Source organism: Sphingobacterium sp. InxBP1 (assembly GCF_026191775.1).
Classification (GTDB): Bacteria; Bacteroidota; Bacteroidia; order Sphingobacteriales; family Sphingobacteriaceae; genus Sphingobacterium; species Sphingobacterium thalpophilum.
Map to the genome: position 1 here is coordinate 124,322 of NZ_JAINDX010000048.1, position 17,458 is coordinate 141,779.

The following is a 17,458-nucleotide window of genomic DNA, read 5'->3' on the forward strand; positions in this document are numbered from 1 at the left end:
TCATTCTTCTCGGATCAATCGGAAGGTAAGGTTGATCCGCGGAGTCATCGCCTGCGAAGATTTTGCAATCCGATGTTCCCAAGACTCCTGCAAATCGCCTTTCATAAGCAATAGGGAACCATGTTTTAAAAGTATAGACCGCTTTTGCGAGTGATCGTCTACTCTTCGGAAATCAAAATAGCGGGCTTGCCCTAAACTCAGTGATCCGATGACAGGCCTATTTCCAAGCTCACTTTCCCTATCGCGATGCCAAGCAACGGAATCGTTTTGATCACGATAGAGATTCAGCAAAACAGAATTGAACTGGCAGTTAAACCTTTCTTCGATCTTTACCTTTAAATCATACAGCGGCGGTAACCACTGGTTGGCAATAATATTTCTGCCTCCCAGCCGATACGAAGTATCCTCTTCGCCATACCAGGCAGTCAGTCGTGGCGTCGTGACAATCCTGTCGTACATTTTTTGAGCAGTATGCTGCCACGGTACTTCCTGTAACAGTAGCTTGAATAACGTATCAGCCTCTTTATTGGAAAGAAAATGTGGTTCATACTCCAAGAGTTCCTCGGGGAACTGGTACCCTTCATTATCAAATAAACTTAACTGTTCCATTTCATGTTAGAAATTCGTGAAATAATTTGACTCACCACTGTCTCGCTCTTAGATGGCAATTGTTTGTACAATAGAACAGCTGCTAATGATGAAGGTTTGCTGGCTAACGCTCGGAATGCAAAATCGATGCAAGCAGCGAATGTTCATTACTTTCGTTCAGATCTATTCCATTATCCCTGAGCTCATTAAAATTTAAGTCGGTTATCCGTGTTATTCGGAATTTAATATATATTTATATATCTAAAAATTACCGATGTTAGAACATTTTGAATTTTATCTTTTTATAGTTCTGCTCATCACCATGCTCATCATGCTAGCCAAGCGCGTTCAGGTTGCGTATCCTGTCTTGCTCGTGCTGGCGGGGCTAATGATCAGTTTTATCCCCGGCGTGCCGGTGATAAAAATAGAACCCGAGTTAATTTTTATCATTTTTTTACCTCCACTACTGTATGAGGCCGCCTGGTCAACTTCCTGGAAAGAGCTCTGGCGATGGCGGAGGATTATATTCAGTTTTGCTTTCGTTGTGGTGTTCTTTACGGCGTTATCGGTTGCTATTTTCGCCAACTATTTTATTCCGGGGTTTTCGTTGGCCTTGGGCTTCCTATTGGGTGGAATTGTTTCTCCACCGGATGCGGTAAGTGCTGGCGCTATATTAAAATTTGTCAAAGTACCCAAACGACTCGCCTCCATCTTAGAGGGTGAAAGTCTGCTAAACGATGCCTCATCCTTAATTATTTTCCGCTTTGCGATGATTGCAGCAGCTACAGGTCAATTTGTCTGGTATCAGGCCGCTACAAGTTTTTTGTGGATGTGTATTGGTGGTGTCGGAATTGGGCTGGTGATCGGATATATCTTTTTGAAAATGCACAAACTGTTGCCCACTGACCCCAATACAGATATCTTACTGACGTTTATCGCTCCATTTTCGATGTATCTTGGGGCCGAACAACTGCATGCATCCGGAGTTCTTGCAGTAGTAAGTGGGGGGCTGTTTCTCTCTTATCGTAGTCATGACTTTTTGAGCAGCGGATCGAGGATCCGTACGGTCACTGTCTGGGAAACCTTTTGTTTTTTCCTGAACGGAGTGGTCTTTATGCTCATCGGTTTGGATTTACCTGAAATAGTATCTGGTCTTGGCGATACCGATATCTACACCGCAATGGGCTACGGACTGGCGGTAACTGCCGTGCTAATACTGGTTCGGATTTTTGCGGGATATGCGGCAGTAATCACCACATTGATCATGAGAAATTTCATCACGGTTGCAGATCCCCAAAGCCCAGGCTGGCAGACGCCTCTGATCATAGGTTGGACCGGGATGAGAGGTGTCGTTTCTTTGGCCGCTGCACTTTCGATTCCCTTAACCCTTGAGGATGGTACCCCCTTCCCCCAACGCAACCTCATCCTTTTTATAACGTTTTCCGTTATCCTTTTGACATTGCTGGTTCAAGGCCTTACTCTACCTTTTTTACTCCGAAAGTTCCGATTAATAGACCGCGATTTGGTACGGAGCGAAAAGGAAATTGATTACGAAATTCAGCACATGCTCGCTCAGGTAGCGGTCGATAAAATTCAACGCGATTATGCAGATAAAATCGAAAGCTTCCCGACCCTAAAAGATCAGCTGCAAAAATACGAAAACCAGTTGAGGAGTTCCGAAATTATTATTAATTATGCTGAATACCGGAAAATCTATATTGATATCCTGGAAACACAACGGATTTGGCTTATCAACAAAAACCGTGAGGAGCTACTGTTGGACGAAGAGATTATTCGGAAACATCTCCGCCTACTGGACCTTCAAGAGGAACGATTGAACATGAAAAGTTGAGGAGAGCAACAGGCCCTCCTCAACTTTTCATGTATTCCACCACTTGCAATATCTCCTTCATGTTTTCTCACTATTAGCAACCTCAAACTATATACCTGCCTATGCTAATAGGCTACTTGTTCGCATTTATTCTCCAAGTATTGCTTCCCTTTTATTAGACCAGACGAAACTATGATATATCAGGATTCATCTTTTGTATTCTTGACCAAGCCGATTCCTGCGAAAAAGAATATTAACCCCAAAACGCCCACAACCGCCAATGTCGTGTAGCCAGCGCTTTGGTTTATCAAGTGATATCCTGTGTAGACTAAGCCAACAATACCTAGAATGGTAAGAATGGCTCCAAAGGTGCGTTTTAAGTTCATATCTTTATTGTTTTCCTTATGTTGATGTAACAAATCCTGAAAGGCAAAAGTTTGACTTTATTTTTCCAGTCAAAACTACTTTGCAGCTGCCTGTCGACAAGATTAACTAATGAAGAAGACTTTAACATACGGAACTTGTGTTGTGTACTTCTATCCTTCCAGCCAATGCTCAATTGAAACTGTCGGATTCGGAAGAAGTTAGAGCAGTTATCATCAACTCGTTTGACAGAATACTATCGATTCTTATTCAGAATATTTTTTAAAAATACTAGTGGCAATATGCCCACCAAAACCAAAGGTATTGTTCATCGCGTAATTGACTTTCTTATTTTGGCTTTTCCCCAAAGTAAAATCAAACATATCTTTATATTGCGGCTCAAGTATTTGGGTGTTTATGGTTGGTGGAACGATGTCTTCGTTAACTGCTTTTATGCAAGCTATTGCTTCAACAGCCCCTGCTGCACCCAATAGATGGCCGGTCATCGATTTGGTAGCGCTAATACTGAGATCGCTGGTCTGCCCAAATACTCGCTCAATGGCTTTCAGCTCACTTAAGTCGCCCGGAGGCGTCGAGGTTGCGTGCACATTCAAATAGTCGATTACTTCAGGACCAATGTTGGCATCTTCGAGAGCCGCGAGCATCCCAAGATAGGCTCCTTCACCTTCAGGATGTGTACCGGTAAGATGATAGGCATCTGCTGCCATACCACCACCGACGATTTCGGCATATATTGTTGCTCCTCGTTGTTTTGCACTTGTCAGATCCTCCAAAATCACTGCGCCGGCGCCTTCGCCGATGACGAAACCGTCGCGGCTTAGGTCGAAAGGTCTTGATGCAGTTTGTGGATGATCATTGTTGGTAGATAACGCCTTCGATGCATTAAAGCCCCCAACTGAGCTCTCAGTGATAGCCGCCTCAGATCCACCGGTGATAATCATGTCGGCTTTTCCCCACTTGATATAATTGTATGCATCTATAATTGCCGTATTGGATGTTGCACAGGCAGAAACAGTGGTAAAGTTTACACCCCGTAGTCCATATTTAATAGAAATTACCCCTGAAGCAATATCCACGATCATTTTCGGAATAAAGAAAGGGTTAAACCTAGGCGTTCCGTCGCCTAGCGCATACTCGGTAACCTGCTGTTGAAAAGTCTCAATCCCACCGTTACCGGAGCCCCAAATTACGCCTATACGGTTTCTGTCCATTTTATCGAAATCTATATTACCGTTCTTGATGGCCTCTGCTACGGTGGCCAACGCATACTGCGTATATAAATCAAATCTGCGGATCTCGGATTTTTCCATAAAATCTAAGGGATTAAACCCCTTAACCTCACAAGCAAACTTGGTTTTAAACTTCGAAGCATCAAATCTTGTAATCGGGGCTCCGCCACTTTTCCCTTTGGTTAATGCGTTCCAAAATTCATCTGTATTATTTCCTATCGGTGTCAGGGCTCCGATACCTGTTACAACTACACGTCTCATATTTATGAAGTTAAATCGTCAATAATAATATGTTTAATTTCCTGAAAATTGTGATGATATGTGATCCTTGATAAATGCTCTGCTCCAAGGATATTGGTAATAATCATCAACGCTTTGGTTCGATCATCGGTACTATATCGAAACAATCCTTCTTTTTTACCCTCTTTGAGTGTATCTGTAAGCCAATTGAGCGTATTGTCTGTTAATATTTTAAGCTCTGTTTGGACTTCGGGCTCAAACGAGTAGTAATCATTAGATAATGCACCCAAGATACTGATACGCCCGCCAGATTTGGATATCGTATAAACAGAAAGAAATAGAATCATTTTTTGTACGGAGTCCTGATCCTCCACACGCCGCTTAAACTTTTCCAGTAATGCCATGTGCTTTTGAATGATAGCAATTACCAATGTTGTCTTGGTCGGGAAATGATAGTGTATTGAGGCGTTCTTTACACCTAGCTCTTTGGAAATATCACTGAAACTAAAGGCATTGTATCCTTTTTTACGGATCAGATCATCACCTATTAAAATTATTTTTTCACGTGTATTCATAGCACAAATATACACATACCTACTAGTAAGTAGGTAAAGAAATAATAATTATTTTTGTTTTTTACTATATGTCTTTAGTCCGCGAATCATATACAACTACTTGGCTCAGCGCTTGAAGGTATTAAAGACAGCCTTTCGTTATTCATCGCCTTATTTTTTTTTGGAAACAGGGTGATACTTTGTCGAAATTAAGTACATTGTTATAAAAGAGAATCATATGCAGACTATTAGTAATTCAAATGCAGGCTCAGGACGGCAGGCGCTCTTTATGGAACTGTATCAAAAAGGCTTTCCGGCAGTAGCCAGATATATCAGCAGCATGGGCGGCAGCTTTGATGAAGCCAAGGACGTATTTCAAGATGCTTTGATAGCGTATTATGAAAAAGTTGTTTTATCTTCCCTCGTACTGGACAATGACATTGCTTACCTATTTGGCACGGCAAGAAATATCTGGCTGAAGCGTTATCATCAAGGTAGGCAGAAACTACCTTTGGATCAGATGGATGTAGTTTTACCCGACGAAAGTTTACCTTGCAACAAGCGCCTTTTCCGCTTCTTGGAGACAGCAGGTCGTAAATGTATGAGCTTGCTTAAGAGCTTTTACTATGACCAAATGTCACTTCAGGAGATCGCCGACGATTTTGGTTTTTCAGGAATACGGAGCGCGACGGTACAAAAGTATAAATGCCTGAAGAAAATACGTGAAACTGTTAAAGAAAAAGCATTGCTATATGAAGACTTCTTGGAATGAGATACAACAGATAGAGGCACATTTGATGGGTACACAGGTTCCTGCTGACGCTTTATTATTTGAAGCGCATATACTGCTAGATGACGAAATGACTGGGAGAATAGCTGCCCAACAGAAGGTGTATGAGATGGTATGGCAATTTGGACGTAAAGAACTGAGAAAGGAAATCGAAGCCGTGCACCAAACGCTATTCACACAGCCTGAGCACATCCCATTTAAGGAAAAAATAAAACGTTTCTTTAAGACAACTTAAATCACAAATCATGAATATTGACAAAAATGAGTTCCGCAAATTTGCGGTAGGGCATTGCTATGTCCCAACAAATCGGGTTGATCACTACATCGGGGGGATCGAACGCTCGTCTATCCCCTTGGCAATGACTCCGTACATTACAGAAGAACGCGAAATGCGTGTTTCGCAGATGGATGTCTTTTCGCGGCTGATGATGGACAGGATTATCTTTATGGGTGCACCCGTCGAAGCTAATATAGCGAATATTGTGCAGGCGCAATTATTATTTCTGCAGTCCGTTGATCCCAAAAAGGATATTCATATGTATATCAATTCGCCCGGCGGTGAGGTGTATGCCGGGCTAGGTATATACGATACCATGCAATTAATAAGTCCTGACGTAGCAACGATTTGTACGGGCATGGCTTTATCTTTTGGAGCGATTTTACTTTGCGGTGGAGCTCCAGGTAAACGGAGCGCGCTCGCTCACGCCCGTGTCATGCTACACCAGCCACTTGGTGGTGTGCAGGGACAGGCCTCGGACATTGAGATTACAGCCAAACAAGTATTGAAGATCAAAAAAGAACTATACGACATCATTGCCAAGCATAGTGGTCAGAGTTATCAGAAAGTACATGATGTAAGTGACAGAGACCATTGGATGGTGGCTTCGGAGGCAAGAGAATTTGGTATTATTGACGAAGTACTGACATCATAGCTTGCAGTTAAGCAAACGATCAGTCCTTTTGATGCTATATTCCGCTTTTGACAACAGAAACGGTCAGTCATTCGTCTAAAGACTGGCTGACTTCCAAAGTAAACACCGGCTATTGACAATCAGCTGTCAATGTCACCTAGTAGCTTTGTCCTCAACAGACAATGAACTTATCCTTTTCAGTAATGGCACTCATCAAAGACATCTACTCAGTTTCCTTTTATCAAACTATTGCTGATGAATTTCAGCGCGTCGATTCAAATTTTAATAAACAACTATTTATCAAGCGTATTTTCGATGCTGATTTCACTAACATGGAATGGAAACAAAGAATGAAGCATAGTACTTCGGTATTACATGAGTCTTTGCCGGGTCATTTCCCGACAGCGGCCTCGCTGATCTGCCAGGTAATACAGCATCTGATTGATCACGGGGTCTCCGGCGGTCTGGAGTACGCTATTTTTCCTGACTATATTGAGAGCTATGGTTTAAATGATTTTGATACCGCAATACGCTCATTTGAAGTTATAACAAAATTTATAAGCTGCGAGTTTGCTGTCCGTCCCTTTATCATTAGATATCATTCCCGCATGATTGCTGAAATGGAAAAGTGGTCGCGGGACCCGCATCCACAGCTGCGACGGCTCGCCAGCGAGGGCTCCAGACCCCGGCTCCCCTGGGCAATGGCAATTCCATTTCTTAAGAAGGATCCCACCCCTGTCCTGCCAATTCTCGAAAATTTGAAGGACGATCTCGCCGAAACTGTCAGAAGAAGCGTAGCCAATAATCTCAATGATATTTCCAAAGATCATCCGGATTTCGTGCTGGGGATTGCACGGCGTTGGAAGGATTACAGTATACATACTAACGGGATCATTAAACATGGCTGCCGTACCTTACTCAAACAAGGTAATCCGGAAATATTGCATTTTTACGGATTGAAAAGCTCCGATTTTACAGTGTCGCAACTGACTATTCAAACGCCAATCGTCAAAATTGGCGAGCACGTAGTCTTTTCTTTTCGGATCGAAAATAAAAGCGGTCAGTCGAGGCTGTTACGTTTGGAATACGCTGTCTATTACAAAAAATTAAACGCGCAATTATCCAAAAAAGTTTTTAAAATAAGTGAACGGACATATGCAGCTGCGGAAACAAATTCTATCCTACGTCGACAATCGTTTAAACAGATAACAACACGAAAATTTCATCTTGGTAAACACAAGCTTTCGATTATTGTAAATGGACGAGAAATGGGTGAAATAGATTTCGAACTGGTACCGTAGTTGGGTCTTGACATTGCGCCCTTGAAAAGTTTCGGCCGAGGCCGAATAGTGAGATCTTATCAGAAACAAAGTCTATCAACCTTTGTTTATACGTAAAGCTGTCCTCCATCATTGTCGGTAGACTCGGGAGGATTGAATACTTCTATTTTATAATGTGTGCTTATGATGAATAAAGACGAGTGCTTAGCGTGCTGCTTACTTGTCGATATACATATACTTATTGGCAATTTCAATAAAAATGCATCGCATACCTTTGTCCTATTCTCCAATATAAATGGCATATGAACAAAATAGTAAGAGCTATTCTTTTTTTATGGATAATGATTTTAATGAATCCTACAATGGCACAAGAGAAACAAACTAAAATCCTTGTACTCATACACTCCGACCAAGGGGGCACCTACGAAATGGCGAATGAAGTAGCCCGAGGTATAGAAGTTGAAGGTCGGGCAACTGCGATTATTAAAAAGGTGAAACAGTCTGACCATCCCGCTCTAAAAGATGTCCCTTTGGCCAGTGTTGAAGAGCTGCCTTTCTATGACGGCATCGCTTTCGGCTCACCTGTTTATTTTGGCAATATCAGCACTGCCATGAGTGAATTTCTAGCGCAGACGACTTCTCTATGGACAGAGCATGCCTTGGAAGGCATGCCGGCAATGGTATTTATGTCCTCCGGAAGTGGTGCAGGAAGAGAGCTCGCTTTACAATCTTTTTGGAACGCTTTGGCGGTGCACGGTATGGTGCTCGTTTCGAACGGGATACGGGGATATGAACACATTGATAAGAGCATACCACAGGGAAATACGGTATTAGGTACAACTAGTCTAGCTTCGTTGAAGCAGGTTCCGCGACCTTCGGACGGAGAACGCTATCTGGCGCAGGAACAGGGCAAGCATTTCGCCAAAATTGCCTCAGCGCTACAAGGCACCTTCGGTCAAAGGTCTAAAGGAGTTACTATAACCAAAGGTATTGATATCAACGAGGTGCTCAAAGATAAACAGATCGTTTTGCCGGATGTGCCTGCTCCTGCAGGTAATTATCAACCCTATGTACGTAGCGGAAACCTTGTCTATATTAACCAATATGCGTTGAAAAATGGTAGCATTATTTTTCCCGGAAAAGTTGGTGTGGATGTCACCGAAGCACAGGTAATGGAAGCAACGGAGGTCACGATGCTTAATGTACTGAGTGTATTGAAAGACGCGGTTGATGGAGACCTGAACAGAGTCAAAAAATGTGTGCAATTAACAGGAATTTTCAACGCTCCTCAGGATTTTAAGGACCATGCTAAGTTGATGAATGCAGCATCTGATCTTACCGTTACAATCTTTGGCGATAAAGGCAAGCATGCACGGGCAACTCTCGGTGCATCGTCAGTCCCCGGAAACTCTCCCGTTGAAATACAGGCGATTTTCGAAGTTGAGTAACCCGCGCTATACAATCTGCAAATGATACATCAGGACCCCGCTATAGGGGTCCCGAATATACCAACTGCCAATTCAGCCCATATCAATAAAAATCCGACGACGATAAAGCTGCAAAGCAGGACTCGATATCCGAAAGTCCTCACTCCTCTCCATACAAGCTCCCATAATAGTGCCGTGAGCGTGAGTAAAGCACCCATGACCACAAAATCCCGGCCTGTCCATTTCACCTCTTCAGTAAACTGCATAGCGATTAGCGGTATGCATAATAGAAGGGCAATACCCCCCAACATGATAACTAACCTGTGTTTCGATATTTTCATAATTTTTAAATATTAAAAGTACTTTGATATTCAAAGTAAGAAATTAATCTTCAGATTTACAACATATTTCTTTTTTATTTCTTGATCTTCGGAAAATATGACTGGTTTCTATTGGCATTCCTTCACTTGCTTTCATCGAGAAATATGCGAAGGGCGCTGGCAAGAAAGAAATTTAAAAACGCTATTGAAAATAACAAATTTATTTTAACTTTGCATTCATCAGATGATATGATCTCATGAGAAATGAAGCGATTATTCGGCGCTCCCTGGCGGAGGAGGTAGCGACTGCAATTGAAGAAAAAATTAAATCGGGGGAATTTCCGATAGACAGCAAGTTGCCTACTGAACCCGAATTGATGAAACAATTCGCCGTTGGGAGATCAACGATACGTGAAGCTGTCAAGTATTTAAGTCAGTCGGGATATTTACATGTACAGCAGGGATTGGGTACTTTTGTCAAGAGTGTTAGAGACAATCGTGTTCTCGATGCAAAAATTGAAAAAGGTAATTTCAATGAAATTTTTGAAGTTCGGCATATACTTGAACTTAAAATTATTGAAAAGGCCACTATAAATCGCAGTCAGAGGGATCTGAAGGCTATGGAACGTGCACTCAAAGATCGAGCGGAATATGCTAAATCTGGTAATTTGAGCGCCTGTGTGGATGCCGATATCGCTTTTCATACTGCAATCGCAGCATCTTGTGCTAACAACATTTTAGCAGAGCTATATACGACGTTGTCGCTGCACGTAAATAAATTCTTTATGGAGATCTATAAAGACACTACGGCGCTGTCACAATCGCAGAAACAGCACGAAGAATTGATGGAAGCAATCAAGGATAAAGATGTCGAGAGGGCCAAACAGATCGCTGATCGAATCATCTTGCACAAATAAAATTTCGCGACCAAAGTATAATCCATTATTATTATAGTAAAAAAAATAAACGTTAAACATATCAGCACAATAAACATCAGATGACCTGATGTATCAATTATGAAAACACAATCTTTAACTTCCGGTAGCACTTGGAACAGTTCCGAAACAGTCTACCCCATTCTATTTGCGATTAGCATTTCGCATCTGCTTAACGACTTGATACAATCGGTAATACCGGCGGTATACCCATTATTGAAGTCGAACTATGCGCTCAATTTTACGCAGATCGGTATTATTACTTTAGTTTTTCAGTTAACAGCATCTATTTTACAGCCTTTTGTCGGCTTATATACGGATAAAAAACCGACCCCCCGATCACTGGCGATAGGCATGTTATTCTCCCTGGCTGGATTAATCTGTATTTCCTTTGCATCCAATTTCTTTTACATCTTATTGTCAGTGAGCCTTATTGGCATGGGCTCTTCTATTTTCCATCCGGAAGCATCACGGGTAGCTCATTTAGCTTCGGGGGGAAAAAAAGGTCTTGCGCAATCAATTTTCCAGGTTGGTGGCAATGCCGGTGGTGCTATAGGTCCTTTATTAGTCGCACTGATTGTGATTCCTTTTGGTCAACAGTATATTGGGATATTTGGCGTGCTGGCAATTATCGCAGTTCTGATCTTAATGCACGTAGGTAGCTGGTATCAAATACATCTGCAACCCAAAGATAAGGCCGCTGTTTCGGATGCACGTAAACCAAGCCTTTCAAAGACCAAAGTAATGTTTGCGTTAGCCATTCTCCTGGTTTTGATTTTCTCGAAGTATTTTTACATGGCTTCAATGACGAGTTATTTCACTTTCTATTTGATCAATAAATTCCATGTATCGGTACAGGAGTCACAAGTTTACCTATTTATGTTTCTTGCATCGGTGGCTGCAGGGACCATCTTGGGAGGACCATTGGGAGATCGCTATGGACGTAAACTCATTATCTGGATCTCTATCCTCGGAGCTGCGCCCTTTACGCTCTTACTACCGCATGTGGGGTTGGAATTGACAATTTTGCTAGCTATTTTGATTGGACTGATCATCTCGTCAGCTTTTTCAGCTATTTTAGTATATGCCACCGAACTCATTCCAGGAAAAGTAGGAATGATTGCAGGTCTCTTTTTTGGTCTGGCATTTGGTATGGGTGGCATCGGCTCGGCTGTATTAGGCTGGCTGGCAGACCGCACATCCATAGAGCACGTGTTCAACATCTGTGTCTACCTACCCTTAATCGGCATTGTTACGGGACTGCTTCCGAATGTCAAGAAAAACACTCTGTAAACAAAAGAGGGCCGCTTAATCTTCTTGACCGGCCCTCTCCATCGTGACTTCCGTAGCTTTCCAACACGCTTCTTTTCAAATTTTAAATTTTTCAATGCTGCCTCGTTAGTCAATAAGTGCTTTCGTTAATATCCGGGGTTTTGGATTAACTTCGTATTTCGGTTGATTTCGTCGCGATGTAATGACGTAAAATACATCTTGTCGTTCCAAGCCCGATTTTCGATCCCCGGATCAATGTTTGATACAACGTATTTATAACTATAGCTGTTAGGATCGTATTTATATAATGTGACTTTCTTATTGTCTTTTAATGTACCCGTAATATTGATGATGTTTGCTTTGCGACCAAGTGTCTCCTCGGCAATCATCCATCGTCTTGCATCAAAAAAGCGATGTTCTTCATAGGCAAGCTCGATCCGACGCTCATTTCTATACCGGTTTTTGAGGGCTTGTCCTGTCTCAGTAATTGCCGGCATACCCGCCCTGAAGCGAATTTTGTTTAGCCAGGTTCTCGCTTCCTCCTCCTCACCGAGCTCGATACATGCTTCCACGTAGTTCAATACAGCCTCTGTGTAACGCAACATAGGCCAAGGAATACGCTGCCTTGTGTTCTGATCTTCTTGCGCTGGATCAGGATCGATAAACTTCCGCATGTAATAGCCTGTTCTAGAACCATTCCAATCTTCAATTGGACTTTTACGGGTATCTAATCCAAAATGAATCGTCTTCTGCCCCTCGCCATTGATAATCTCGTATTGTCCTGTCTGTATTTGATTGTTGGGATCCCGCTGCGCTACATCCGCTGTACGGGGCTTCCACTCTGCACCATCATATAAAATCGTAGCTTTGAGTCTGGGGTCACGATTTTGGTACGGATTGGCCGCCATGATCGGATTTGCCCAGTCAAATTTCTGTCCACTAAGGGTTTCATAGTCATCCACCAACAGTTGGATTGGCGTATTTCCTGCCCAGTTATGGTAGCCGTTAGGCCCATTATCTCTTCCTACCCATCCACCACGTTCATCTTTTTCGTCAATAAAAAATCGGCCTAAAATAATGTCTTTGGCAGCTGCGGCGTCTGCCATTTTGCTTCCGCCTCCCAGAGATAATGCCATATAGTTTGCCGTACCCTCATTTGCCGTTGCAGGACTAGTCAAGTCCAGTTTGTAAGCAAATTCTGCATGATTTAGTACTGCTTTGGCCGCTTCTTTAGCCCTTGTCCAACGGGCAGGCTGATTACCGCTCGTATACATGAGGTATTCAGGCTTTTCATAGCCTTTTAGTAACGAAGACTTTGAACCGGCTTTGTTTGCGTCGTGCAGATCGCTGGCGGCATAGAGGAGCACGCGTGCTTTCAATGCCAATGCAGCAGCCTCGCCAGCACGCCCCTTGGGTATCTGAGTACCTTTTAGAAGTAATGCTGCGCTGTCCAGATCACTGACAATCGCATTTACACACTCTTCGTAACTGTTGCGGGAAACCATAAACTCTTTGTCGTTAAGTGTATATACTTTATTAACAATTGGAATACCGCCATAAAAACGCAGAAGTTGCTGATAATAATATCCACGCAGGAAATAAGCCTCTCCAAGGAGTTTGTTGGCCTTCGCTTGATCAAATTTGGCCTCTCTTAAATTGGAGATAGCAATATTTGTGGCTCGAATACGTACATACATCCGTCCATATTCGTAAGTGTCCATGATATACCCTTGATCAGCTGGGTTGGATCTGGATTCCGTGACGGTGTTGATACCACGGTTTGGGTGCGTGAAAAGAGCTTCGTCTGTCATTGACGCCATCTGCTGCTCATAAAAGCCGCCAACGCCAAAACCATTATATATTTCGACTACAAAAGCCTCCGATAAACCCGCATCTGACCAGACCAGCTCCTGAGGAACCTCATTAAGCGGTTTAGTACTAACAAAATCATCATTACAAGACTGTAAGCCTGATGATAATGCGAGCGTAATTAGGGAAAGATTTATAATTTTTTTCATTTTTTTCATTTTTTTGTGATGATACTAACAAAGGCTGTCCGAAGGTTTGATATGCTATCTATCTTCCATATAGGTATAATTACCTAGTAAATATCATTGGATGATACAAATTAAAAAGACAGCAACACTCCTGCGTTAATCAATCTCGCCTGCGGATAGTATTGCCCTAACGCATTAACTGCTTCGGGATCATACATTTTGATCTTGCTCCAAGTAATCAAGTTCATACCGTTGGCGTAAACACGCAATGAACCAATACCAATCTTATCGCAGATAGTCGACGGTAAATTGTAACCTAGCTCAACGTTTTTTAAACGTAGGTAATCGGTACTCCGCATCCAATATGTGTTGTTATAGGAATAATACTGATTACTACGATCGGTCAAACGTGGATAGACACTGCTTGGATTGCTAATACTCCAGCGCTTATCATAAAATTCCTCTAGAAAATTACCAATGGATCCGGACTCATCGGTACCAACGCGGATTTCACCACCGGTTGCGCCTTGGAAAAGCACAGATAAATCAAAGTCTTTATAGGTCAGACTAAAATTGAATCCGCCCTGAAATGTCGGATCGCTATTTTTGTCTCGTCTAACTTTATCATCCGGCGTTATTTTACCATCCCCATTATAGTCTCTATATTTCATATCACCAGGACGCAGCGTTTTGGTGATCGCACTATAATCAAGTTTATTGCTAGCAATATCGTCCATATCCCTGAAAACACCGTCGTAGATATAATATATATCTGTTTTGATCGGCTTGCCCGTACTTCGCTGCCACTCCGGAGCGCCAGGTGCTTCGTCCCAAAAGATAATCTTATTTTTGGCATAACCTCCATTCACCCCAACAGAATATCCCAATTCGCCCACCTTACCTTTATATCCAAGATTAAACTCCCATCCTTTATTATCAACTTTGCCAATATTTTCCGCCGGAAGCGTCATGCCTGTACTTTGGGGTACAGAAGCATTCTTCCGCCACAAAATTGAATTCCGACGATTCTTAAAAATATCAAATTCAAAATTTAGCTTTCCTTGAAAAAATTGAAAGTCAAAACCTAAATTGTAGTTATTGGCTACCTCCCAAGTGACCATCTCATTTGGTACACGGCTTTCAAACAATGTTTTGGCTAACTTGTCATCTACAATGTAGGTTCCAAATGAATAAGTGGAGAAGTACTGGTACTCCTGTAATTTATCCTCCCAATAGATGTTATCATTGCCCATCTGTCCGTAGGACGCCCGAATCTTGAAGTAATTGATTGCCGAAATATTCTCTTTCCAAAAATTTTCCTCAGAAACCACCCACCCGGCCATTGCTCCTGGGAAAAATCCGAAACGCTCACTTTCGGGGAACATATACGATCCATCATAACGCCATAGAAACTCGGCGATGTACTTGCTTTTATAGTTGTATCCAAAACGACCAAAATAATTCAACCTCGCTCTTTTCCACGCCGTTCCATCATTATTTTTCTCCTGCTCGCCGCCTGCAAATAAATAGTCGATAGCATTTGACAAAAAGTAGCGGCGGTATGCGCTGAACTTATCATTATCAATGGTCTCTCTATTGACACCAGCAATTGCATTGACCTGATGATCACCAAATTTCCGCTCAAAACTTAAAATACCTCCCAAGAGAATATTCAACTGATCTTCATTGCTCTGATTCAAATTTGGATCAGCAGGGCCACGGCGCCCGGGCTGTAGTAAGGGTGTCTTACCGTCCGATTCATAACCACCGGACCATGAATATAATGTCCATGGTGTCACCCAGGTTTTCTGATTCTTGACGTATTTATCTACGGAAGCATTCAAAGTCAATTTAAGTCCTTCTATCCAAGGATTGGTGATATCCACTTGCCCATTGGTTTGAAAATAATAACGTTTGTCGCGGTCATAGCCGGTAGCATTGGTTGTAATGACCACTGGATTCTCGCCGTTCTCAATATCAGGTCCCGGTTTGCCATTTGGCCAGATAGCCGGCTGGGTCGGATTTCCACGCATGAGCATCCTAAAAATCGTTCCTGCACTCTTAGTTGGAAAACTACGGTTTTCTTGTCGACCAAGTACGCCAAACTGTGTTTTGATATACTGGCTAATGTTGGCGTCTAAATTGATACGCAAGTCATATTGCTTATATCCCGTTGCCGAATTCTTATAATAAGCGTCTTGATTCTGATAACCCAACGATAATAAATACTTCACATCTTCCGTACCTCCATTTACCTGTAAGTTATGACGTTGCTGTGGAGACCAATCTTTCAGTGTAGATTTGTACCAATCCGTATTTGGATGACCCCAAGGGTCCGAACCGTCTCTGAACTTTTGAAAATCTTCTGGTTTAAACGGGGCATCTAAAACAGTTCCATCTTTCTTGGTGTAGGACCCTTTACTATTTATGGCTGTCAAAGCCGATGACCATTCGTCTACTGGGAGATTGTATATCTCGAGCTCGTTACGAATTTCTGCAAACTGCGCTGCGTCAGTCAATTTCGGAATGACGGTAGGCTGCGAATATCCTTGGTTAAAGGTATATGAAAGTTGTGGCTTTCCTGTTTTTCCACGTTTTGTGGTCACAAGGATCACACCGTTTGCAGCGCGTGCACCATAGATCGCTGCAGAAGCGTCCTTAAGCACAGAGATATTTTCGATATCGCGTGGATTGAGTCGTTCAATACCGCCTTCACGAGCAGGAACTCCGTCAATTACCACTAAAGGGCTGCTATTTCCTAAGGTATTGGTGCCTCTAATTTTGATGGTAGATCCGTCGTATCCTGGTTCGGCACTGCCATTGGTAGCGATCACCCCGGGAATCCTTCCTGTCATTGCATTGGAAACGTTCAGTGCCGGAGATTGAGCGAGATCACTGCCTTTGACCGTAGCTACGGCACCGGTAACAGTCTCTTTCCGTTGCTTTCCATAGCCGACCACGATAACCTCATCGAGACTGGATTGAGAACTCAATAACTTAACGTCGATAGTGCGACGCCCATTCACGGGTTCATCCATAGCTTGCTTACCCACCATCCTGAAATTGAGGGTTCCAGCAGGAGGAACTTTTTCCAGCTTATAACGTCCCTCATTGTCTGTTTTGGTGGCCAGACTTGTACCGTTTACCGAAACTGTAACGCCTGCAATCGGCATACCTGACTCGTCGCGCACGACACCCGTGACGCTTACTTCTTGCTGAAAGATCATACCGTAAGCTGCTAAAGCTTCAGCATAGCCAATGTTCGGGTTGAGTGCAACCAGTGAGCACAATGAACCCGTCCAAAACGCCTTCTTCCATTGATTCGAAAAAAAATGGCAATTAATCATAAAAGCTGTTTAATGGTTTAAATTGTATGTTTATTAGTTATTTTTTGCCCAGGCAAGTTTCATGGTTTAGGGTCCCCTGCCGTAGGCGGTTTATAATTGTTTTATTTCTGTTGAAAATACAAAAATAAATAAACATTACAAGTGTTATTTTTACACTATTTGATTTATAAAAAGTAATTAGCTCAATACCAAAAAGATACAATTAACTGAATTATTTCATTGTATCTCTGGCTGCATTTTACGAGATCTGCCAAAGCAACGAGACAGGCGAATTAGCGGTTCACCGACAAACTATAAGCCATTTACCTAGAAGAATATCCATCTATTCTTTTTACAGAAAGTAAAATAGACTA

15 protein-coding genes are annotated in these 17,458 nt (G+C 42.5%); 8 read left to right on the top strand and 7 right to left on the bottom strand.

Translation table 11 applies throughout. The features are described 5' to 3' along the window. Positions 1-609: an alpha-ketoglutarate-dependent dioxygenase AlkB family protein gene (locus K7A41_RS18395; protein ID WP_265714850.1), complete on the bottom strand. Its 609-nt coding sequence runs from the start codon at positions 607-609 to the stop codon at positions 1-3. Between the two features lie 253 nt (positions 610-862). Between K7A41_RS18395 and K7A41_RS18400 the strand changes: the two genes are divergently transcribed. Then, the gene (locus tag K7A41_RS18400) at positions 863-2,440 is read left to right on the top strand and encodes a Na+/H+ antiporter (protein WP_265714851.1); all 1,578 of its coding nucleotides are present in this window, start codon (positions 863-865) and stop codon (positions 2,438-2,440) included. A 179-nt stretch (positions 2,441-2,619) separates the two neighbouring features. Here K7A41_RS18400 and K7A41_RS18405 read toward each other — a convergent pair whose 3' ends face one another. The 3 genes from K7A41_RS18405 to K7A41_RS18415 all read right to left on the bottom strand — a co-directional run bounded on the left by K7A41_RS18405 (position 2,620) and on the right by K7A41_RS18415 (position 4,847). Further along, positions 2,620-2,805, bottom strand: coding sequence for a hypothetical protein (locus tag K7A41_RS18405; protein ID WP_265714852.1), 186 nt, complete (start codon positions 2,803-2,805; stop codon positions 2,620-2,622). Positions 2,806-3,048: 243 nt separating this feature from the next. Continuing rightward, positions 3,049-4,293: a beta-ketoacyl-ACP synthase II gene (gene fabF, locus K7A41_RS18410; protein WP_265714853.1), complete on the bottom strand. Its 1,245-nt coding sequence runs from the start codon at positions 4,291-4,293 to the stop codon at positions 3,049-3,051. A 2-nt stretch (positions 4,294-4,295) separates the two neighbouring features. Next, on the bottom strand, positions 4,296-4,847 hold the full coding sequence (locus K7A41_RS18415; protein ID WP_265714854.1) for a TetR/AcrR family transcriptional regulator: 552 nt from the start codon (positions 4,845-4,847) through the stop codon (positions 4,296-4,298). Between the two features lie 217 nt (positions 4,848-5,064). Here K7A41_RS18415 and K7A41_RS18420 point away from each other — a divergent pair, with 217 nt between their 5' ends. The 5 genes from K7A41_RS18420 to K7A41_RS18440 all read left to right on the top strand — a co-directional run bounded on the left by K7A41_RS18420 (position 5,065) and on the right by K7A41_RS18440 (position 9,255). Then, complete coding sequence (locus K7A41_RS18420; protein ID WP_265714855.1) at positions 5,065-5,598, top strand: RNA polymerase sigma factor; 534 nt, start codon at positions 5,065-5,067, stop codon at positions 5,596-5,598. Beyond that, positions 5,579-5,851, top strand: coding sequence for a hypothetical protein (locus K7A41_RS18425; protein WP_265714856.1), 273 nt, complete (start codon positions 5,579-5,581; stop codon positions 5,849-5,851). The genes K7A41_RS18420 and K7A41_RS18425 overlap by 20 nt, the downstream gene beginning before the upstream one ends. A 10-nt stretch (positions 5,852-5,861) precedes the next feature. Beyond that, positions 5,862-6,548 (top strand): ClpP family protease, encoded by a 687-nt coding sequence (locus K7A41_RS18430; RefSeq protein WP_265714857.1) that lies wholly within the window; start codon positions 5,862-5,864, stop codon positions 6,546-6,548. Between the two features lie 182 nt (positions 6,549-6,730). Then, positions 6,731-7,828 carry a DNA alkylation repair protein gene (locus K7A41_RS18435; protein WP_265714858.1) on the top strand — a complete coding sequence of 366 codons (1,098 nt, stop codon included), beginning with the start codon at positions 6,731-6,733 and terminating at the stop codon, positions 7,826-7,828. Between the two features lie 341 nt (positions 7,829-8,169). Next, positions 8,170-9,255, top strand: coding sequence for an Atu1372/SO_1960 family protein (locus tag K7A41_RS18440; protein WP_265714859.1), 1,086 nt, complete (start codon positions 8,170-8,172; stop codon positions 9,253-9,255). A gap of 29 nt (positions 9,256-9,284) precedes the next feature. Here the strand turns inward: K7A41_RS18440 and K7A41_RS18445 are convergent, their stop codons facing one another. Further along, a complete protein-coding gene (locus tag K7A41_RS18445) occupies positions 9,285-9,575 on the bottom strand; it encodes a hypothetical protein (protein ID WP_265714860.1) in 291 nt (96 codons plus the stop codon). A gap of 236 nt (positions 9,576-9,811) precedes the next feature. Here K7A41_RS18445 and K7A41_RS18450 point away from each other — a divergent pair, with 236 nt between their 5' ends. Together K7A41_RS18450 and K7A41_RS18455 are read left to right on the top strand one after the other, a co-directional pair. Beyond that, complete coding sequence (locus tag K7A41_RS18450; protein ID WP_265714861.1) at positions 9,812-10,471, top strand: FadR/GntR family transcriptional regulator; 660 nt, start codon at positions 9,812-9,814, stop codon at positions 10,469-10,471. A gap of 99 nt (positions 10,472-10,570) precedes the next feature. Then, on the top strand, positions 10,571-11,782 hold the full coding sequence (locus tag K7A41_RS18455) for an MFS transporter (RefSeq protein WP_265714862.1): 1,212 nt from the start codon (positions 10,571-10,573) through the stop codon (positions 11,780-11,782). A 125-nt stretch (positions 11,783-11,907) separates the two neighbouring features. Here K7A41_RS18455 and K7A41_RS18460 read toward each other — a convergent pair whose 3' ends face one another. Next, on the bottom strand, positions 11,908-13,779 hold the full coding sequence (locus tag K7A41_RS18460) for a RagB/SusD family nutrient uptake outer membrane protein (protein WP_265714863.1): 1,872 nt from the start codon (positions 13,777-13,779) through the stop codon (positions 11,908-11,910). Between the two features lie 110 nt (positions 13,780-13,889). Next, positions 13,890-17,105, bottom strand: a complete 3,216-nt coding sequence (locus K7A41_RS18465; protein WP_265714864.1) for a SusC/RagA family TonB-linked outer membrane protein — start codon at positions 17,103-17,105, stop codon at positions 13,890-13,892. Between the last annotated feature and the right edge of the window lie 353 nt (positions 17,106-17,458).